The sequence below is a fragment of the Rossellomorea vietnamensis genome (assembly GCF_025398035.1).
In the GTDB taxonomy this organism is placed as follows: Bacteria; Bacillota; Bacilli; order Bacillales; family Bacillaceae_B; genus Rossellomorea; species Rossellomorea vietnamensis_B.
Genome location: NZ_CP104558.1, coordinates 1482922 through 1502787, shown reverse-complemented (window position 1 = coordinate 1502787; position 19866 = coordinate 1482922). Strand labels below are relative to the sequence as shown.

Annotated in this window: 18 protein-coding genes; 13 read left to right on the top strand and 5 right to left on the bottom strand. The window is 44.5% G+C overall.

Annotated elements, in window-relative coordinates; all coding sequences use genetic code 11:
- Positions 1-70 precede the first annotated feature (70 nt).
- Positions 71-1801 carry a thiol reductant ABC exporter subunit CydD gene (gene cydD, locus N5C46_RS07680; RefSeq protein WP_261751555.1) on the top strand — a complete coding sequence of 577 codons (1731 nt, stop codon included), beginning with the start codon at positions 71-73 and terminating at the stop codon, positions 1799-1801.
- On the top strand, positions 1802-3520 hold the full coding sequence (cydC, locus tag N5C46_RS07675) for a thiol reductant ABC exporter subunit CydC (RefSeq protein WP_261751554.1): 1719 nt from the start codon (positions 1802-1804) through the stop codon (positions 3518-3520).
- A gap of 50 nt (positions 3521-3570) precedes the next feature.
- On the opposite strand, the gene N5C46_RS07670 is transcribed toward cydC, so the two are convergent.
- Both N5C46_RS07670 and N5C46_RS07665 read right to left on the bottom strand, forming a co-directional pair.
- Positions 3571-4188, bottom strand: coding sequence for a nitroreductase family protein (locus N5C46_RS07670; protein WP_261752305.1), 618 nt, complete (start codon positions 4186-4188; stop codon positions 3571-3573).
- A 202-nt stretch (positions 4189-4390) separates the two neighbouring features.
- Positions 4391-4531, bottom strand: coding sequence for a hypothetical protein (locus N5C46_RS07665; RefSeq protein ID WP_261751553.1), 141 nt, complete (start codon positions 4529-4531; stop codon positions 4391-4393).
- A 149-nt stretch (positions 4532-4680) separates the two neighbouring features.
- Between N5C46_RS07665 and N5C46_RS07660 the strand changes: the two genes are divergently transcribed.
- The 8 genes from N5C46_RS07660 (at position 4681) to wrbA (ending at position 13350) form a co-directional block, all read left to right on the top strand.
- Entirely contained in the window at positions 4681-5640 is a 960-nt protein-coding gene (locus N5C46_RS07660) for a LacI family DNA-binding transcriptional regulator (protein WP_261751552.1), read from the top strand.
- Positions 5641-5848: 208 nt separating this feature from the next.
- Positions 5849-6115, top strand: a complete 267-nt coding sequence (locus N5C46_RS07655) for an MscL family protein (RefSeq protein WP_261751551.1) — start codon at positions 5849-5851, stop codon at positions 6113-6115.
- A gap of 96 nt (positions 6116-6211) precedes the next feature.
- Positions 6212-7144: an ATP-grasp domain-containing protein gene (locus tag N5C46_RS07650; protein ID WP_261751550.1), complete on the top strand. Its 933-nt coding sequence runs from the start codon at positions 6212-6214 to the stop codon at positions 7142-7144.
- Between the two features lie 226 nt (positions 7145-7370).
- Positions 7371-8552: a sensor histidine kinase gene (locus tag N5C46_RS07645; RefSeq protein WP_261751549.1), complete on the top strand. Its 1182-nt coding sequence runs from the start codon at positions 7371-7373 to the stop codon at positions 8550-8552.
- A gap of 192 nt (positions 8553-8744) precedes the next feature.
- Positions 8745-11012, top strand: coding sequence for an RNA polymerase recycling motor HelD (gene helD / locus N5C46_RS07640; RefSeq protein WP_261751548.1), 2268 nt, complete (start codon positions 8745-8747; stop codon positions 11010-11012).
- 133 nt (positions 11013-11145) lie between these two features.
- Positions 11146-11976, top strand: coding sequence for an aldo/keto reductase (locus N5C46_RS07635; protein WP_061810930.1), 831 nt, complete (start codon positions 11146-11148; stop codon positions 11974-11976).
- A gap of 283 nt (positions 11977-12259) precedes the next feature.
- Complete coding sequence (locus tag N5C46_RS07630; protein WP_261752304.1) at positions 12260-12661, top strand: DoxX family protein; 402 nt, start codon at positions 12260-12262, stop codon at positions 12659-12661.
- A gap of 74 nt (positions 12662-12735) precedes the next feature.
- A complete protein-coding gene (gene wrbA / locus N5C46_RS07625) occupies positions 12736-13350 on the top strand; it encodes an NAD(P)H:quinone oxidoreductase type IV (RefSeq protein ID WP_261751547.1) in 615 nt (204 codons plus the stop codon).
- A gap of 82 nt (positions 13351-13432) precedes the next feature.
- Here wrbA and N5C46_RS07620 read toward each other — a convergent pair whose 3' ends face one another.
- The gene (locus tag N5C46_RS07620; RefSeq protein WP_261751546.1) at positions 13433-14317 is read right to left on the bottom strand and encodes an RluA family pseudouridine synthase; all 885 of its coding nucleotides are present in this window, start codon (positions 14315-14317) and stop codon (positions 13433-13435) included.
- A gap of 177 nt (positions 14318-14494) precedes the next feature.
- On the opposite strand from N5C46_RS07620, the gene N5C46_RS07615 reads away from it, so the two are divergent.
- Entirely contained in the window at positions 14495-14890 is a 396-nt protein-coding gene (locus N5C46_RS07615) for a DUF5365 family protein (protein ID WP_034763266.1), read from the top strand.
- Positions 14891-15070: 180 nt separating this feature from the next.
- Here the strand turns inward: N5C46_RS07615 and N5C46_RS07610 are convergent, their stop codons facing one another.
- Positions 15071-15544 (bottom strand): thioredoxin family protein, encoded by a 474-nt coding sequence (locus N5C46_RS07610; RefSeq protein ID WP_034763152.1) that lies wholly within the window; start codon positions 15542-15544, stop codon positions 15071-15073.
- 1 nt (position 15545) lies between these two features.
- Complete coding sequence (locus N5C46_RS07605) at positions 15546-15971, bottom strand: disulfide oxidoreductase (RefSeq protein WP_261751545.1); 426 nt, start codon at positions 15969-15971, stop codon at positions 15546-15548.
- 159 nt (positions 15972-16130) lie between these two features.
- On the opposite strand from N5C46_RS07605, the gene N5C46_RS07600 reads away from it, so the two are divergent.
- Positions 16131-17804 carry a glycoside hydrolase family 13 protein gene (locus N5C46_RS07600; RefSeq protein ID WP_261751544.1) on the top strand — a complete coding sequence of 558 codons (1674 nt, stop codon included), beginning with the start codon at positions 16131-16133 and terminating at the stop codon, positions 17802-17804.
- A 188-nt stretch (positions 17805-17992) separates the two neighbouring features.
- Complete coding sequence (locus N5C46_RS07595; RefSeq protein ID WP_034763158.1) at positions 17993-19534, top strand: bifunctional GNAT family N-acetyltransferase/carbon-nitrogen hydrolase family protein; 1542 nt, start codon at positions 17993-17995, stop codon at positions 19532-19534.
- Positions 19535-19866 lie beyond the last annotated feature (332 nt).

Here is a 19866-nt window from a genome sequence, read left to right as displayed (position 1 = left end):
GAACAAGTTTACTATAATATAGATTGTGAAGTATTTCACTAACTTTTAACTTTTGGGGTTGAGAGAAAATATGAAAGAGCTTAATCAATTAGCCAAAGAGCAAAGAGCATCCACCATGACGCTTTACGGGACTTCCCTGTTGATGGGAGGAGTCGTTGTGGGACAGGCTTATTTGCTCGTAAGCATTGTTAATTCGATATTTATAAAGAAGTTGGGGTTCCAGGAGATTCTCCCCATGCTTGGGGCTTTGCTTCTCATACTCATAGGGAGGGCCGCCCTTTCATATGTCAATGGCCGGATCGGAATCAGGATGGCAAGAAAGGTGAAGGGGGACCTGAGGAAACGGCTGTTAAAGAAATGGGCAAAGAATCCCCTTCAGGCCTCCATTCAAGGTCAATCGGGTCAAAAGGTCAGCACGATGATGGATGCGGTCGATGGGGTGGACGGATTTTACAGTCAGTATATTCCTCAAAGGATCCAGACCACCATCGTTCCTTTGATCCTGCTGATCACCATCTTCACCGAGCATGTGTATACAGGTTTGATCATGGTGGTGACGGCTCCATTCATCCCATTATTCATGGCCATCATCGGAGTCATGACCAAGAAGAAATCAGAGAAGCAGATGAATAAGCTGACCGCGTTTTCCGGGAGGTTCCTCGATACTCTTCAAGGATTGCCTACTTTAAAGTTACTTGGGAAGGGGAAGCAACAGAAAGAGGGGATCAAATCAAGCAGTCTGGATTTCCGGGAAGCGACCATGGATGTATTGAAGACGGCATTTTTGTCTTCGTTGATGCTTGAATTCATTTCCATGTTAAGCATCGGCCTGATCGCCCTGGAGGTGGGGCTGAGATTGGTAGTCTTTGAGAGTATCCCATTCTTTACCGCTTTCTTCGTTCTTGTCCTGGCACCGGAATTCTATCAGTCTTTAAAAGAGCTGGGGAATGCCTTTCATACCGGTCGTGGGAGCATGGGGGCCGCAAAGAAGGTCATGGAGGAGCTTCAGGAAAAGGGTCAGCCGGTCAAATGGGGGGAAAGGGAGTTCAATTCAAATGGGATTCCTCCCACCATCGAACTGCGTAACCTCGGGTTCTCCTACAGTGAAAAAGGCTATGCCCTTAAAGGGGTCACCGCCTCCTTCCCTTCACAGAGCCAGGTGGCGGTCATCGGTCAGAGTGGAGCGGGGAAGACAACCCTCCTTCATCTGCTGGCAGGTCTGCTTGATCTTTCTGAGGGAGACCTTCTCATTAATGGAGTCCCGAGAAGCGAATACGCGGAAAGTGACTGGTTTGATCAATTGAGTTACATTTCACAGAACCCGTACTTATTCTCCGGTACGATAGCTGAGAATATCGCGGTCGGGGGAAGAAAAGGGATCACTCGAGAAGAAATCGTATCCGCTGCTGAAAAAGCGGGGATTGCTGAAATGATCGCGGGACTTCAGAAGGGATATGATACACCGATCGGGGAAGCGGGGAGAGGGCTTTCCGGTGGGGAGAAGCAGCGCATTGCCATTGCAAGGGCGTTCCTCAAAGGTCCGTCCCTCATCTTGTTTGATGAACCGACTACCGGACTGGATATTGGTACCGAGCAAATCCTGCAGTCGTCGATGGAGGAGTTGGCTAAGGGTTCTACCGTCATTACAGTAGCGCACCGCCTTCATACAATACGAAAAGCAGATGCCATTTTGTTGTTGGATAAAGGAAAAGTGGCTGGGCTTGGAACTCATGAGGAGCTCATGAAATCGGCTCCTCACTATCGTGATATGGTGAATGTACAGCAAGGGGTGAAACATTAGATGAAAGAATTACAATTTGTCGTAAAGCTGATGATGAAGGAAAAGAAGGATGTTGTGTATTCAATTCTTTTAGGCTTTCTGGCTGGAATTACCTCTGTGGGACTCTTTGCTTCAAGTGGGTATTTAATTTCCAAAGCGGCCTTGGAGGTACCGCTTTATGCCCTGACCGTCATGATTGCCCTGTTAAAATTGTTTGGCTTAACGAAGGCACTTAGCCGGTATGGGGAACGCTATTTTTCCCATCGGGCCACGTTCACGATTTTGGCGAACCTGCGGGTTTCCATCTATGAAAAAATCGAGCCCCTCGCACCGGGGATTTTCGGGCGTTATCGAAGCGGGGACCTTCTCGCAAGAATCGTAGGGGATGTTGAGAGCCTCCAGAATTTCTTTCTTCGTGTCTTTTATCCGCCCGTCATCCTGGTGATGGTATTTTTAAGCACGGTTTTATTTACTGTGTATTACTCTGTTTCGATTGCCCTGGTCCTTCTCGGAGGTCTATTGTTGACAGGCTATATCGTCCCAGCCTACTTCGCATATAAACAGAGAAAAGTGGAGGGGACGCTGCGGGAAAGAAGAGGGGAGTTATCGACAGAGGTGACGGAATTTCTTTATGGATTCAGGGACCTGAAGATCTATCGTAGACTGGAGGAAAAAGAGGCCAGTCTTGTCCAGGCAGCGACAGGGTATGTGAGTGAGCAGGAAAGGGAGAGCCGATATTCTCTCTTTAGTCATTCAACGAACATCCTCGTTTCCCTGATCATTTCATGGATAGTTTTGGCTTTGGGGGCTTATTCAGTAGCAGCGGGTCAATTGGACGGAATATTCCTTGCCATGCTTGTCATGATCTCATTAACCGTATTCGAAAACGCCACACCAATGGCGATCCTGCCTGCCCACTTTGAAGATTCACGCCGGGCGGCAACCAGACTTTCTACTATCACGCCCGAAGAACCTGTCGAGAGGGACGGACCTCCAATGGCTTCGCTTCTTGAAGGGGATGTTCCTTCCTTCTGCGTGAAGGATGTGAGTTTTTCTTTCGATGGGGAGGAAAGAAAGACATTGGACAGTGTGAGTCTCGAGCTCCCAGCAGGTTCGAAAACAGCGATCGTAGGACCATCGGGGTCAGGAAAGTCTACATTACTTCAATTGTTATTACACTTTTACCCAACGGATGAAGGAGCGATTTTCGTCAATGATGCTTCCATTAAGGATATCGATAAAGAATCATTGTGGGGGTATGCGAATGTTGTTCTTCAGGAAAACCATTTCTTTTACGGTACAATCAAAGAAAACCTGATGCTCGTGCGCGATGATTTGACAGATGCAGAAATGAAGTCGGCATTGGATAAAGTGAAACTGGATCACATTTCTTTAGAGGATGAAGTATTGGAAAAAGGAGAGAATCTTTCCGGAGGGGAAAAGCAGCGGTTGGCGATTGCAAGGGCCCTTTTGAAAGACGCACCATTATGGATGCTCGACGAACCGACATCTTCCGTTGATGCACTGATGGAAAAAGAAATATTTGACCATCTGTATTCAGCAGCCGAAGGGGATACGCTGGTTCTGATCAGTCATCGATTGACAGGTCTTGAAAAAATGGACCAAATCATCGTCATGGATCAGGGGAGTGTGGTGGAATCAGGAAGCTATCAGGAGCTTATGAGTCAAAAAGGCTATTTCTATGAAATGAAGCAGATTGAAAAGAGCGTCCTATTCTAACTCACAGTAAAGCCACATCCCATGCAGGATGTGGCTTTCGTAACAGGCAATCATTCTGCCCAATCAATTAAGTTTCGGATGTCCAGTCGATCTGTCTTTCGAGCTTTTTGAAGGGGTTTTCCGATTGTGATCAGCATGATCGGAAGATAACGCCCGGATACTTTGAATTCAGAAACGAGGGTAGCCGGATTGAATCCACCGATCGGACAAGTGTCCCAGCCCTTCGCTTTCGCGGCAAGCATGAATTGCATGGCAGCGAGTGACGCATTGCTGAATGCCGCGTCCCGGGGGTATTCCTCACGGCTGTACGCACCTTCGATCTGTTTCTTCAGGACCTCTTTGATTTCTGACGTCATTTCGCCTTTCTCAATCGCAGGATCAAAGACGGGATCAATGTTTTTATTGGCCTCAAGGTCACCAAGTATAGCCACGACCGCAGAAGCATCCTGTACCTGCTGCTGGTGATAGGCGATCGGAAGTAAGCGTTCCTGTACTTCTTTATGGTCAAATACAAGGAATCTCCATTGCTGGAGATTCCATGCAGATGGAGCTTTCCCAGCCGCCTCTAGCAGGCTGACTAATTCCTCACGGGGGATTTCCACGTGAGGGTCGTATACTTTCGTGGAGCGGCGTTCGTCGACGATTTGAAAGAAATTATCCATGAGTATGCCTCCTTGATGTATGAAGAAATGTTATAATGTGGTATATAATTGTATGTTACTTACTTTTTGTAAGTTGTTTTGCAATACGAACAATATAACCGACGTTTTAGTATGCGTCAAGGAATGAAGTTTTAGGATGTGTGGGAAAACGATCCGCGGTGGATGTTGAAAATAAAAGCCTGCTTCACTTGGAAAGCAGGCGTATGAATTAAAGAAGCTTAGAGTTGTAGATGTGCTCAAAGGGATCATCCTGATCGTAGGAAGTGTGGAAATGGATGGGCTTTAATGCAGCGTAACTTCCGCCGATGATGATGGCACAGAGAATGGGTAAGGATAAAATGCCGAGCATAGTATAGCCTCCTTATCATGTTAATTGGAATGAAAGAGCATTGATATTCCTTGCATGATTTTACTTTAAAGTGTGAAACGCGTTTCAGAGCAAGCGTTTTTTTTGTAGAGAAATTTTTTGAATGAAATATGGTCTTGAGGGGTATGGGTATGACAAATATCAGAAGTATTGCGAAGCTTGCAGGAGTTTCGGTGTCAACGGTTTCCAGGGTATTGAATGACCATCCTTATGTGAAAGAAGAGAAGCGCCGGAAGGTCCTGGATGCTGTGGAGCAGTTAAACTACATAAAGAACGCGAACGCCGTCCATTTATCAAAAGGGAAAACCTATAGCATCGGAGTGATTCTGCCCTATTTGAATCTTCCTTACTTCGGGGAGATTCTACAAGGCATAGCAGGGGAAGCGTTAAAGCATGGTTATCACCTCCAGCTTTTTCAGACGGATTATGACAGGGGGGCTGAACTGGATGCCTTTCATCGACTTCAGATGAAGGAAGTGGATGGATTGATCCTGACGTCACGCTCCAATTCTCTGGATGCTCTTGCTTCATTTATCAGTCCGAATGTGGTTTTTTGTGAAAATGTATACGACCCCACATATAAAAAGGTATTCATTGATCATTATCAGGGGATTCGCAGCGGCCTTGAGTATCTTTATTCGAAAGGGCATTCGCAAATCGGGTTGTGTTTACACAGAACATTTGGGACGAATAGCGAAGAGCGGATCCGGGGATTCTTCGACGGCGCAGAGGCTGCCGGCCATCCCGTGCGTGACGAGTGGATCTTCAATGACTGCTACGATCTTCAGGACGGACGGGATGTGTTGAGTGAATGGGAACGGATGGAAGAGAAGCCCTCTGCCCTTATTGTAACGAGCGATCAAGTATCTGCGGGAATGGTGGCAGAGGCGGGAAAAAGATCAATCAGGATTCCAGACGACCTGGCTATCCTGAGCTTTGATAACCATCCCCTTTCCGATGCCCTGGATATCACATCTTTTGAAGTACCGATAAGAAAGGTGGGGGAAGAAGCGTTTAAACTCTTTCTTGAATCTGAACATCCTGATCCGGTCATATTGAACACAACATTGTTTGAACGGGGAAGCGTGTAAGTCATGCTGCTCATTAGAGGGAGGGAAAACCATGCAGGGGAACAAGGAAGAAAGGATGCTCGTCATCCTGATGGGAGTTGTCGCGTGTATTGTATTGATCGCCATAGCAGGAAAATATATTTTATAAGAAATTTGCCTTCATAATACGCTCCTTTTCCCCATATCTTAAAGTAATGAAGCATCTTCAGATAAGACAGGAGTGATTGGATTGGGGAAGTTCCTGGGCTCATTGGTTGACCTTCTTCTGATTGCCGCAAGTATTTTTCTAATGGTTAAACTGGTCAATCGTTTAACTGCCAGTGATCAGGCTACTAAGGTTCATCGGACGAACAATCTTGAAGTCCTGCAGGAAATCAGAGATATTCTGAAAGACGATTTTAGGAGTGCCCGCATAGCGGTACCGGTCAAAGCCCGTGATCTCCTGACGAAAAGCGGAATGAAAATTCAAATGAGGACGGATCGTAAGTTAAAGTGAATTCATGATCATTGCCTAAATCCTACTTTTATAGTAGGATTACTTTGTGTTGTAAGACTGTATTTTAAAATCATACGAACAAATGGGGTAATGATCATGAAAAAAATTCATATCATTCATGAAAACAGTGAGTGGACCAATCATTTAACATCCAGGCTTGACGAGCTCCAACTGCCTTATGAGGAATGGTTCCTTGATCGTGGACTCGTCGAATTATCATCAAAGCCGCCGGAAGGTATTTTCTATAATCGAATCAGTGCGTCGTCTCATACGCGAAACCATCGTTTTGCACCGGAATTGACGGAGAGCGTTCTATCCTGGTTAGAGCGAAACGAAAGAAAGGTCCTGAATGGAAGCCGTGCCCTTCGCTTGGAAGTCAGTAAAGTGAATCAGTATACAGCCTTGAATGCTGCCGGCATCAAGACACCGGAAACCATCGCAGCCGTTGGGAAAGAACAAATCATCGAAGCTGCTGAAAAGCTTGGTAAGCCATCTTTCATCACGAAGCATAATCGTGCAGGAAAAGGTTTGGGAGTGCAATTGCTCCATTCGGTGGAAGCATTGAAGAAGTATGTGTACAGTGACGACTTTGAAGAGCCGTTAGACGGCACGACACTCATTCAGGAGTATATCGAAGCACCCGATGCATCGATTACACGCTGTGAGTTCATAGGTGGTAAGTTCATGTATGCAGTGAAGGTGGATACATCGGAAGGATTCGAATTATGTCCTGCTGACGTATGCCAGGTGGATGATCTATTCTGTCCTGTAGGGGAACAGGAAGACAAGCCTAAATTTCAGATCAGGGAGAACTTTTCCCATGAGGTCCTGACATCCTATGAAGCGTTTTTGCATGCGAATCAAATCGATATTGCCGGGATTGAATTTATCCAGGATAAAGAAGGCAACATCTACACGTATGATGTGAACACGAATACGAATTACAATAAAGAGGCCGAGTCGAAGTCCGGGCAATACGGAATGCTCCAGCTGGCAAAATATCTTGGCGAACAATTGAAAACGGTGTAAGGTGATGGCTCTCCTGTAGGTGTACAGGAGAGTTCTCTTATGTAAATCCCGTGTTACATATATAATTGTAACGATAGAGGGATTAGTATGGTAGAATTTTTATAAAGAAGACAATTTCTGTGAAAGGTCAAAGGGTCGGATGATTATTTTTAATCAGGATGTCATTAATAATTTCTTTTATATCATTTTGAGTATTTTTTTAATTTTTTTCCTTGTTGAAAAAAAGATGATACACGGTTGGTATACAAGGCTCGCAACCCTTGTTTCTTTAGGTATGGCCATTATTCTGTGCATGCTTTCCCCCATATACAATAACCCCTACTGTGTCCACGATCTCAGGATGATCCCGTTTGTTCTCGGCATTCTGTATGGGGGGCCATTTACAGGTCTCGCATTGCTCGCTGTCTTATTGGTATCCAGGACGATGATCTACAGTTGGAGTATGGTGGCATTCGTGATATATGCCGTGATCTACCTCTTGACGGTCATCGGGATGAAATGGTTCGATTTCAACCGGTTATCAAGCCGGAAGAAGATTATATTCTCTGTAGTGCTTTTTACAGTTCATTCCATCGTAGCAGCTCTTATTGCGAAAGCGATGACTGTGTTTGTGATCGACGAAAGCTATCTGATAAATTTTATTTTCCTCCCTTCCCTGGGCATGCTGATCCTGACATACATATGTGAGACGTTGCTGAAACAGATTCAAATCAAACAGGCACTTGTGAAAATAGAAAAGATGGAAGTACTCGCACAACTGGCCGCCAGCATTTCCCATGAGGTGAAAAATCCTTTAACGGTGATCAAGGGTTTCCTGAGGCTTCTCCATCAGGAAAATCTTCCTGTAGGGAAAAGGGAACAATATCTAACGATCGCATCATCCGAACTGAACCGGGCAGAAGAAATCATCAACGATTATCTGACGTTTGCCAAACCGGATCCGGATCAAGTGGAGAACATCTCCGTTTCGGAGCAGCTGCATAAGCTCGCCGACATGGTTGAGCCCTTGAGCAATCAACAATCGGTGCTCGTACATAAACAGATCGAGGATGCCTCCATCGTAGGGAACACCCGCAGTTTCCAACAGGCCTTTCTCAACATCATGAAAAACGCCATTGAATCCATGCCTGATGGGGGCACACTCACCATTCTTTCGAAGGTCCAAAAAGGGACCGTAAGCATTTCCATCACTGATACCGGCGTCGGAATGACCCCGGATCAACAAGAGAGACTTGGCGAACCTTATTTCTCTACGAAGGAAAAGGGAACGGGCCTCGGGCTGATGGTTTCTTACCGGATCATCGAGGCCATGAGGGGTGTCATTACCGTGGAGAGCCGAGTGGGTAAGGGCACTGGTTTTCAGATTGTGTTTACGGTGGATCAAGTGAAGGACCCTTCATCTATTTAGGTGAAGGGTTTTTCTACTTGTCTATTCCTGAATTATCTGATAACATATATTTCTGCTCCCAAACGCCTACATAATTTTTACAGATTTCGATATGTCTTAATTAACGTTTTCCCCACTGAGAGTCGTTACCTCGGTGGAAGTGGCAAGACGTTTTTTCTCCATTGCGGCTAAAACAATTGGAAGGAGAAATGTATGACAAAGGAATCGCCTATTCATCCCGATTTTTCAATTGAATCAGAGCGCTTAGAGTTTACGAAGCGCTATATTGATGTAGTCATCAGCACATCCCTGACGAGTAAGGAAAAGTATAAGGAAAACATGGAAAAAGCTTTTGGAGATATTGATTGGGGAGAGTCGAGTGCCGCCTACATCGATATCTTGACGAACTCAAGCTTTTTTGAGATGTCCAAAGAAGAATTGGAGTCCCTTACGAAAGCAAAGACGAAACCTTACTTTGCCCGGATCGATTTTCAACATGAGGGCTCCGGCAAGGTGGAGAAGCATTATATCGGGAAGACCTCCTTATATCAGCGTGAAAATCAAGAGCAAATCATCGTCGACTGGAGATCCCCCATCGCAAACCTGTACTACGAAGGAAGGATCGGCGATGTCTCGTACGAGGCTGAAGGTGAAACGTACGAGGGAGATTTATCCCTGAAGCGCCAATACATGATCGAGGATGGACTCCTGGAAGAAATTCGCGATATTGACTTAACGACCACGGATGAACTGCTTCAGGATTCTTTAGCCAAAAGCTCAAGTAACCGTTTGACCGAAATCATTTCCACCATCCAGGAGGAACAGAACCGGATCATCCGGGCCGACCTGAACAAGCCGATCATTGTACAGGGGGCGGCGGGAAGTGGAAAAACAACCATTGCCCTTCACCGGATTTCTTATTTTATTTATAACTACAAACAGCACTTTGATCCGAGGCAACTGATGATTCTGGCCCCGAGTAATTTGTTCATTGACTATATTTCGGAAGCGCTGCCGGAACTTGGAGTGGAGCGGGTAAGGCAAACGACATTCACGGATTATGTCATGACCTGCTTAGAAAAGAAGCTTACGATTGTAGAAGATCATAAGCTCATCCAGTTGATCGAGACCCATGATGAAAAAGTAGAGACTGCATCATGGATATCTGGATTCAAAGGATCTAAAGCATTCAGGAGAATTCTCGAGCATTATATAGAAGAAGTCGAACAGCGCTTTTATACCTCAAAGGACTTCTATGTGGATAAATACAAGCTCTACACCGCCAAAAGGTTCACTCACCTTTTCAAAGAGGAATATACGTATATGCCAATCTATCGCCGGATGGATAAGCTGAAGTCACTCCTTCAAAGCTATGTCCGCTCGAACAAAAAGCAAATGGTTGAGAAGGTCGAGAAATTCTTTGATGAGCGGATCGAAACCGCACTCTTTGAACGTTCCAAGGCAGGGAACCGAAAGGAATATGTCTCGAAAGCATTGGATAAGAAAATCGAGCGTGTGGATGAGATCAAGAAAGCAATACGTACAAGTGTCAATGGATACATGAAGCAGTTTGAAAAGAAGAATCTGCATCAATATTTCATTGAGTTGTTTTCGGATCCCGTGCGCCTTGCTTCCTACTCGAAGGGGGAGCTCAGCGGGAGACAGGCAGAACAGCTCTGTCAGTACACGTTGAAATATGCGAAGAAAAAGCAGTATGAAGTAGAGGATTTGGCCATTCTCCTATACTTGCAATCCCATTTGTTCGGAATCGATAAATTTCATAAAGCAAAAAATATCGTTATAGATGAAGCACAGGATTATAGTTACATGCAGCTCTATTCATTGAAGCGGGCACTTGAGACCGACATGTTCACACTGGTCGGGGATCTCGCTCAAGGGATTCACTCATACCGGGGTCTTCAATCCTGGGAACCGGTCTACCGGGACATCTTTCCGAGGGCGACGTACACCGAGCTTCAAAAAAGCTACCGTACGACAATCGAAATCATGGAGGAAGCGAATAAACTGCTGAGTCTCCTGCCCTATGATTTTCCGAAAGTGAATCCGGTGGTGCGACACGGAGATGCTCCGAGCTTTGATGAGTATGTGGATGTGGATGAACTAGCTTCCTTCATTGAGAATAAAGTGGATTCTGGACGGAAAGAAGGATTCCAAACCTTCGCCGTCATTGGGAAAAGCATGAAGGACTGTGTGGAAATAAGCGAAATCCTTCAAGAGAGGCAGCCCGGGAAAGTGAAGCTGTTGGAAGAACAGGAATCGATCCCGAAAGATCAGATTGTCGTCGTTCCTTCCTATCTCTCGAAGGGACTCGAGTTTGACGTGGTCATCATCGCTGCGGTGGAAGAGTCATTCAACCGGGAAAACGAACTCGACATCAAGCTCCAGTACGTTGCCATGACACGTCCCCTTCATAAACTTGCATTCATAGGGAAGAAACGAGAACAATTTATCGGTCAATAGGCAATGTAGAAGAAAAGGTCCGTCCCTCAAAACCGAGGGACGGACCTTTTTACTCTCATAGAATACTCCGGAATCATAAAATTAGCTTTCTGGCGTTTAACTTTGTAAAATAATGAGTCAGGAGGGATGCAATATGTTGAAAAACTTACAAAGCACGAAGACACTACATAACGGGATCGAAATTCCTTATGTCGGTTTAGGAGTTTACCAAATGAAAGATCCGTCTGAGACGGTACAGGCAGTCCGTACAGCGATTCAGTCCGGATACCGTTCCATCGATACCGCCGCGATCTATGATAATGAAGAAAGCGTAGGACAAGGGGTGAAAGAAGGTGGAGTAGCGAGAGAGGACCTGTTCATCACTTCGAAAGTGTGGAATAGTGATCAAGGCTACGATACGACTTTAAAGGCATTTGAAACGAGCCTGAAGAAGCTGGAGATGGATTACCTGGACATGTATCTCATTCACTGGCCGGTGGAAGGAAAGTACAATGATACATGGAAAGCAATGGAGAGACTTCATGGCGAAGGATTGATCAAATCAATCGGTGTAAGTAACTTCCATCAGCATCATCTTGAAGATTTGATGAAAAACGGCAATGAAAAGCCTGTATTAAATCAAATCGAGTTACATCCCCGTCTGAACCAGGAGAAAATACGAGAATTCTGTGCTTCACACAATATCGCAGTCGAAGCGTGGTCACCAATCGCTCAAGGGCGTGTACTGGATGAACCTACATTAAACCACATTGCAGAAAAGCATGAAAAGTCTGCTGCACAGGTGATTCTGCGCTGGCATCTTCAGAATGATGTCATCATCATTCCAAAGTCAGTTCATGAAAACCGCATCAAAGAAAATGCAGATCTGTTCAACTTCGAACTTTCACTGGAAGAAATGAATCAAATCAACCAACTGAATCTGGACGAACGTTTTGGTCCAGATCCAGACAACTTCGATTTTTAATCGATAATACAAAGAGGTCCGTCCCTCCAAAGAAAAGGGACGGACCTCTTTTTTTCTTGCTCCAACCCATTTTTAATTAATGTTGAAAATAGTTATTGACAGAGAGGAGAAGAGTATTATACAATTATCTCGAAATCAAAATAATCATATTCGAGATAACTTGGCTTATTTTTTTAATTATATATCTCACATTCAAGATAATTGACGTAAGAATAATTGAATTTGAAATGTTTGAAGGTGAATCTCGAAGGGAAAACATGAAGGAGGAAAAAAGATGACAGCATTGGCTGCGTTCGGTTTATTGGTTATTCGTTTAGTAGTGGGATTGACATTCGCTGCCCACGGAACACAGAAATTATTTGGATGGTTCGGAGGTCATGGTGTACAGGGCACGGGAGGTTTCTTTGAGTCCATTGGAATCAAGCCGGGAAGAACGATGGCATTACTTGCAGGGATATCCGAAGTAGCAGGAGGGTTATTGTTTGCCGCAGGCTTCCTTACGCCATTAGGAGCACTGCTCATCATAGGTACAATGATTGTGGCCATCGTGAAAGTTCACGGTGCAAACGGTTATTGGGCAACAGAAAATGGGACAGAATATAATGTGATGCTCATTGTTGTAGCACTAGGGGTAGCCCTCGTCGGAGCAGGGAGCTTTTCAATAGATGCACTATTATTTGCTTAATGGATTTATATGCAATCTGAATCTGTGTTTCACCTATTTACTATATAAAAAAACATATTTAAAGGAGAGGTTTTATGTCTTATGTAAAATTGGCAATCATGTATTACAGTTCAACAGGAACAAACTATCAGATGGCGAAATGGGCTGAAGAAGCTGCGAAAGAAGCAGGGGCAGAAGTGAAATTACTTCGTTTTGAAGAGACTGCACCAGAAGGAGCGATTGCTTCCAACCCGGCATGGGAAAAGCACTACAATGAAACAAAAGATACGGTGCCTGTAGCGACCCTTGATGATCTAGAATGGGCAGACGCTTATTTATTCAACGTCCCAACCAGATTCGGAAATGTGCCTTCTCAGGTCAAAGCGTTCCTTGATACGACTGGAGGCCTTTGGTTCAATGGTAAACTGGCTAACAAAGTAGTGAGCGCCACATCATCTGCAAGCAACTCACACGGTGGACAGGAGCAAACGGTTCTGGCTCTGTACACAACCATGATGCACTGGGGTGCCATCATCGCCGCACCTGGATACACAGACCAATCAAGCTTTACAACTGGAGGCAATCCATACGGTACGAGTGTAACGGTCGATGGGGAAGGCAATATGGTCGAGTCTGTCGAACCTGCTGTGAAACACCAAACCCGCCGTACGATTCAAATCGCTGAAGCGGTGAAAAATGGATTGAAATAATAATAAAAAGACCAGGTCACTCGTAGTTTTGAGTGACCTGGTCTTTTTTTGCGTTTACAGACTTTCCCTTAAATTTAATCCATTACAACCCAATATCATCATGGCATTCAGCCTTACATTCAATCCGTTCCCCCGTCAGCGGATGTGGAAACGAAATTTGGGCTGCATGCAGTGCCTGCCTGGTGAATACCGGTTTTCCCCCATATAATGTGTCACCAGCCAGGGGGTGACCGATGTGACTCATATGTACACGGATTTGGTGTGTACGTCCGGTATCAAGCTGTACTTCGATGAGTGTATATGGATTCCTGACTTCCATTACTTTATAATGGGTGACTGCATCCTGACCGGATGGCGAAACCCTTCTTCTCGTATTGTGATGACGGTCTCTCCCGATCGGTTCTGAAATGGTGCCTTTTTTCTGCTTCAATCGACCGTGAACGAGGGCATGATAGGTACGCTTGATTTGTCTTTCGGCAAGAAGGCGGTCAAGGATCGCTTTACTTAATGGATGCTTGGCGAAGATGATTGCTCCGGACGTATCGCGATCCAACCGATGGATGTGCAACACGCGGCATCTCTCACCATTTGCCTGATGATGGAAAGCGACAAGGTTGGCCAGGGTATCCGTTTCATCAGGAGTATTTGGATGGGTATCGATCCCGGCAGGTTTATTGACCACAATCAGATGTTCATCTTCAAACAAGACGTCTAACTCCCCGTAGGTCGGGGGAACATCGTATTCGACTTCCTTGAATAGTCGAATCTGTAGAATATCTCCTTGTGAGAGTGGGGAAGTCCATGAAATCAACTCTCCATTTACTTTGACATCACCGTCCATCCTCATGGAATGAACCAGTTTCTTAGGAGCCTGCCAGTGTTTTCTAAGAATTGTTTCAATCGTTACATTTTTCCAATCATTTGGAATGACTAGGTCGAATCGTTCGCCTATTTTCCGTGTTTTCATCAAAAAACCCCTTTAAATGACAAATATCTTATACTCTTATGGGTATTTAATCCTACCATAGCACCTATTCAACCCAATTCATGGGTATAATTACCACGCTGTTGGTTCTACTTCTATGTTATCCTTAATATATCTATTACAGAGAGATTACAACCGTTACAAAGGTGGGCTATGATGGTGAAAGTTTTACTAGCATCAACACATGAACAGGAAGATAAAATTCAAGAGCTTATACAGTACATGTATTGTACTATTTTCCCTGATTATTTCACAGATGATGAAATCGAACAATTCGATGATATGCAAGTATTACATACGACGACGAGGAACTTTGAATATTTCGGGACTTTGAAGGAAGCATTTCAAGTGATCTCAAGCCTGCAAACACTGATTTCCATTGTTGAAAGCGGCTCAAAAGAAGAACTATATGAAGATATGTTCTATCATAATGCCGGGATCCTTCAAAGCTTTGGCATGTTCTTCCCTTTATCGTATGATCAATTTACGGAAGAATCGGACTGTAAGCATAATCTGAGCATCTATTCGAGAGCAGATAACCAGTTGCTTGTGTAGGCTATATCACGTCCTTAATAGTTAGATACTTTAGAAAATTCACATTAGCATGTTTGAAAGGTTCGTGTGAGGGGAAAATAGCAAGTAATAAGTTAATCTTGAAGATACAACGTATCTTCATCTTGAAATTCCTCCTCACTTGAAAGGGGCTGACTCGTGGAAAAGTCAGCCCCTCTTTTTTTATTCTGATTTTACATTCTCTTTGAAAAATGCCTTGAAATCTTCTTTAGGATGTTCTCCTACAATTCTCGCCACTTCTTTTCCATTTTCATAATGGACGAGTGTAGGGGTGGCTTCGATTCCGTATTGATCCCAGCCCTGTTCGAATTCAAGGAGATTGTACTGAACCATGTCGACTCCCATATCTTCGGCAAGAGGTGCGAGGGTGGGTGTGGTTCTTTTACAATGGATACAAGTAGAACTGTAGAAGTATACGGTCGCTTCTTCTTTATTCTTTAATTTCTCTTCCAGCTCTTCGGGAAGGATGACGTTTTGATAGTTCGGATCATCCAGCAATTCAACGGTCGCAGGGTCGAGTTTCGCTTTTTTGAACTTATTTCCCTCGGCTTTTTGACTGTTCTGGACGCTTGTGACAATGGCGATGGCTGCGAATAATCCGACGATCGCCACCAGGAATATGATGATTTTTTTCAATCTAGTTTTCCTCCTTTATAGCTCTTAAGACGATCACACTTGAAATGAAGATGATGATGAACCCCAAGAGTGCAAGAAACGGAATCGTGATAAAACCGAACAGGTTGATGTATTCACCTGTACAAGGAACGCGTCCGCAGGCTGGGGCACTTTCAGTCAGGATCGAAACTTTTTGGATAGAGTAATGATAAATGGAAATGAGAAGGCCGATGCCGGAAAAAATTGTAGAATATAATGCCGCTTTAAAATCTTTGCGTACATAAGCCACTCCTAATAAAATCACCATCGGATACATTAATATCCGCTGATACCAGCATAATTCACATGGCTCATATTTCATGATTTCAGAGAAATATAAACTCCCCATCGTGGCGACCAGGGAAGAGGCCCAAGCCAGGAATAACAGAGAATCTGCTTTTTTATTCATATAGAATTCCTTTCTACGTATATTCTATCAAATTATAGTATGATATTATTATAAAAGTAAAATGAGAAAACTTTATGAAGAAATGTGATATTTTTTTAACGATTTGTGCAAGCGGTTGCAGAAAGCGCTTGCTTGATTCTGAACAGGAGGAAAACACATATGACAAAGAAATGGTGGAAAGAATCGGTCGTCTATCAAATTTACCCTCGCAGTTTCATGGATAGCAATGGTGATGGCGTAGGGGATATCAAAGGAATCATCTCTAAATTGGATTATTTAAAAAAACTGGGTATTGATGTGATATGGTTATCCCCTGTCTACGAATCCCCGAATGATGATAATGGATATGACATTAGTGACTATAAAAAGATTATGGATGAATTCGGCACGATGGCTGATTGGGAGGAAATGCTCGGAGAAATGCATAACCGTGGCATAAAGCTTGTGATGGATCTAGTGGTGAATCACTCTTCCGATGAGCATGGCTGGTTTGTGGAATCGAGGAAATCAAAGGATCATCCATATCGTGATTATTATATATGGCGTGAAGGAAAAGACGGTAAAGAGCCGAATAACTGGGAATCTGTCTTTAGCGGTTCTGCCTGGGAATATGATGAGGCGACAGAAGAGTATTTCCTACATCTCTTCTCGAAAAAGCAGCCGGATCTCAACTGGGAAAATCCGAAGTTGCGCCGGGAAATCTATGACATGATGAAATTCTGGCTGGATAAAGGAATCGACGGTTTCCGTATGGACGTCATCAACTTTATATCGAAAGTGCCAACGTTACCAGATGCGCCGAACCCGGAAGGCAAACCGTATGCTTCCGGCCATGAATACTTCATGAACGGTCCGCGCATTCATGAATTCCTCCAGGAAATGAATCAGGAGGTCCTCTCCCATTATGATTCGATGACAGTTGGGGAGATGCCGGGTGTGACACCGGAGGAAGCCGTACTTTATACAGGTGAAGACCGCAATGAAGTCAATATGGTATTCCAATTCGAACATATGGATGTCGATTCGGGTCCGGGAGGGAAATGGGACGTCATTCCATTCGATCTTGTGAAATTGAAATCAATCCTGACTAAATGGCAAATGGAACTTCACGGGAAGGGCTGGAACAGTCTGTATTGGAACAACCACGATCAGCCAAGAATCGTCTCAAGACTCGGACAAGATGGGGAGTATCGTGTGAAGTCTGCGAAGATGCTTGCGACCCTTCTCCATATGATGCAGGGAACTCCATACATTTATCAGGGGGAAGAACTTGGAATGACGAATGTCCGCTTCTCTTCCATTGATGAATACAAGGATATCGAAACATTGAACATGTATCGGGAAAAAGTGGCCCAGGGTATGAAGCCAGAGGAAATCATGGAATCCATTTACGTAAAAGGAAGGGACAATGCAAGGACTCCCATGCAGTGGGACGGCACGGAACACGGTGGATTCACAGATGGAGAACCATGGATCGCCAGCAACCCGAACTATAGGGAGATCAATGCCGAAAAAGCCTTGAACGATCCAGAATCCATTTTCTACTACTATCAAAAGTTGATCGCCATCCGCAAAAAACATGACATCATTCCATACGGATCGTTCGAGCTTCACTATGCAGATCACCCTTCCGTATATGCCTATACGAGAACACATGGGGATGAAAAGATTCTCGTCCTTTGCAATGTGTCAGGAGAAGAGCAAGTCATCGACAACATCGCTTCCTTTGATATCACTCAAGCGGAAATCCTCATATCAAACGAAGAGCTGCATGAAAAAGATGCATTTACTTTAAACCCTTGGGAAGCAACGGCTTATTATATTAAAGGTTAAAACGAAAGGAAGCATCCATTTAATCGGATGCTTCTATTTTTGCTTGATGTTGAAGATGCAAATCATATTTCTTCAAAAAATCCTCACCCCTTTGCTAAAATAAAAGAAATGGACTGTCATGAACTTCGTTTCAACAGTGCACTATAAGGGTATATAATTCAGGTATTTTATGAAGGAGTAGATCATAGATGGCAGAAAAACTGGATTTATCGCAGTTCGAAAAGAAAATGATCATTCGTCCAATGGAACATAAGGACATTCAAGATATCATCAATATGCAGTCGGTCTGCTTTCCCGGGATGGATCCATGGAAAGTGGCGCACTTGGAAAGTCACCTGGAAGTGTTTCCGGAAGGTCAGCTCGTAGCAGAACTAGATGGGGAGATCATCGCATCATGCTCGAGTCTGATCATCAACTTTGATGAGTATGACGACCGCCATACATGGGATGATGTAACGGATAATGGTTACATAACGAACCACAATCCCGATGGCTATAACCTGTACGGGATCGAAGTGATGGTGCACCCTGATTACCGGCGCATGAAGGTAGGCCACCGTTTGTATGAAGCAAGGAAGGACCTTGCCAGGCAGTGGAATTTAAAGAGTATCATCATCGGGGGACGCATCCCGAATTATCATAAACATTCTGATGAAATGTCTCCAAGGGAGTATGTGGATTCGGTGGGGCGTCACAAGATTTATGATCCAGTCCTTTCGTTCCAGCTTCTGAACGGATTCACCCTGATGAGAATCAATCCGAACTACCTGCCGGATGATAAACGGTCCCATAAATACGCCACACTGATGGAATGGAATAATGTCGACTACCGTCCATCCAGCAAACGTCATTTCAAAACGAGCTATCCGGTCCGGATCTGTGTCGTTCAATATATGATGCGGAAAATCAACTCCTTTGAAGAGTTTGCCAATCAGGTGGAGTACTTCACCGATGTGGCTTCCGATGCGAAATCAGATTTCGTGGTGTTCCCTGAGATTTTCACCACCCAGCTCATGTCATTCCTGAATATTCAGTCACCAAGCCTTGCAGTCAGAAGATTGACTGATTTCACAGAGGACTACATTGAATTATTCACGGACCTTGCTGTTCGGTACAATGTCAACATTATCGGGGGTTCACACTTCGTCAAGGAAGAAAACGATGAGATCTACAATATTGCCTATCTCTTCCGTCGTGATGGGACGATCGAGAAGCAATACAAAGTTCATATCACGCCGAATGAACGGAAATGGTGGGGGATCAGCCCAGGGGATTCCGTCAGGGTCTTCGATACGGATTGTGGGAAGATCGCGATTCAAATATGCTATGATATTGAATTCCCCGAGCTTGCCCGTATCGCTACAGACAAAGGAGCGAAGATCATCTTTACCCCATTCTGTACAGAGGATCGTCAAGGCTATCTTCGCGTCAGATACTGTGCACAGGCCCGTGCAGTCGAGAATCAGATCTATACAGTCATTTCCGGTACGGTCGGAAATCTTCCGCAAACGGAAAATATGGACATCCAATATGCCCAGTCCGGCATCTTTGCCCCGTCTGACTTTGAATTCGCACGTGACGGAATCGTAGGCGAAACCAACCCGAACATCGAAATGGTCATGATCGGAGACGTCGACCTCGAAGTCCTCCGCCGCCAGCGCCAATCAGGCACCGTCCGTCAACTCAAAGACCGCCGCCATGATGTCTATGGAGTGAATTATAAAAAATAATGCACATCAAAAGCCCTGCTGATTTGTTCAGCGGGGCTTTATTTAATGAAAGCATATTTAAACATCCTTCGGTAAATATATCGTGGGTATAGGATCATTTATTTTAATGAATATTTATATTTTTAACGATTACACACTACCTTATAAAGTTGATTGGAACGGAAGGTGCTCGACTCCTGCGGGAAATGCGGGAAAGTTGAGACCCCGCAGGGCAGAGCCCGAGGAGGCTCAACTCACGCCCCGCGGAAAGCGAGCACCTGGAGTGGAAATCAACCAGCACTCGCTTTTTTTATCAACACAAACATACTGATTCTTTCAAATAGAAATTATGC

Excerpts from the sequence above, each read along its gene's own strand:
- cydD (WP_261751555.1), top strand. The coding sequence starts at position 71 with ATGAAAGAGCTTAATCAATTAGCCAAAGAGCAAAGAGCATCCACCATG.
- cydC (WP_261751554.1), top strand. The coding sequence starts at position 1,802 with ATGAAAGAATTACAATTTGTCGTAAAGCTGATGATGAAGGAAAAGAAG.
- N5C46_RS07665 (WP_261751553.1), bottom strand. The coding sequence starts at position 4,531 with ATGCTCGGCATTTTATCCTTACCCATTCTCTGTGCCATCATCATCGGC.
- N5C46_RS07660 (WP_261751552.1), top strand. The coding sequence starts at position 4,681 with ATGACAAATATCAGAAGTATTGCGAAGCTTGCAGGAGTTTCGGTGTCA.
- N5C46_RS07650 (WP_261751550.1), top strand. The coding sequence starts at position 6,212 with ATGAAAAAAATTCATATCATTCATGAAAACAGTGAGTGGACCAATCAT.
- N5C46_RS07645 (WP_261751549.1), top strand. The coding sequence starts at position 7,371 with ATGATACACGGTTGGTATACAAGGCTCGCAACCCTTGTTTCTTTAGGT.
- helD (WP_261751548.1), top strand. The coding sequence starts at position 8,745 with ATGACAAAGGAATCGCCTATTCATCCCGATTTTTCAATTGAATCAGAG.
- N5C46_RS07635 (WP_061810930.1), top strand. The coding sequence starts at position 11,146 with ATGTTGAAAAACTTACAAAGCACGAAGACACTACATAACGGGATCGAA.
- wrbA (WP_261751547.1), top strand. The coding sequence starts at position 12,736 with ATGTCTTATGTAAAATTGGCAATCATGTATTACAGTTCAACAGGAACA.
- N5C46_RS07620 (WP_261751546.1), bottom strand. The coding sequence starts at position 14,317 with ATGAAAACACGGAAAATAGGCGAACGATTCGACCTAGTCATTCCAAAT.
- N5C46_RS07605 (WP_261751545.1), bottom strand. The coding sequence starts at position 15,971 with ATGAATAAAAAAGCAGATTCTCTGTTATTCCTGGCTTGGGCCTCTTCC.
- N5C46_RS07600 (WP_261751544.1), top strand. The coding sequence starts at position 16,131 with ATGACAAAGAAATGGTGGAAAGAATCGGTCGTCTATCAAATTTACCCT.
- N5C46_RS07595 (WP_034763158.1), top strand. The coding sequence starts at position 17,993 with ATGGCAGAAAAACTGGATTTATCGCAGTTCGAAAAGAAAATGATCATT.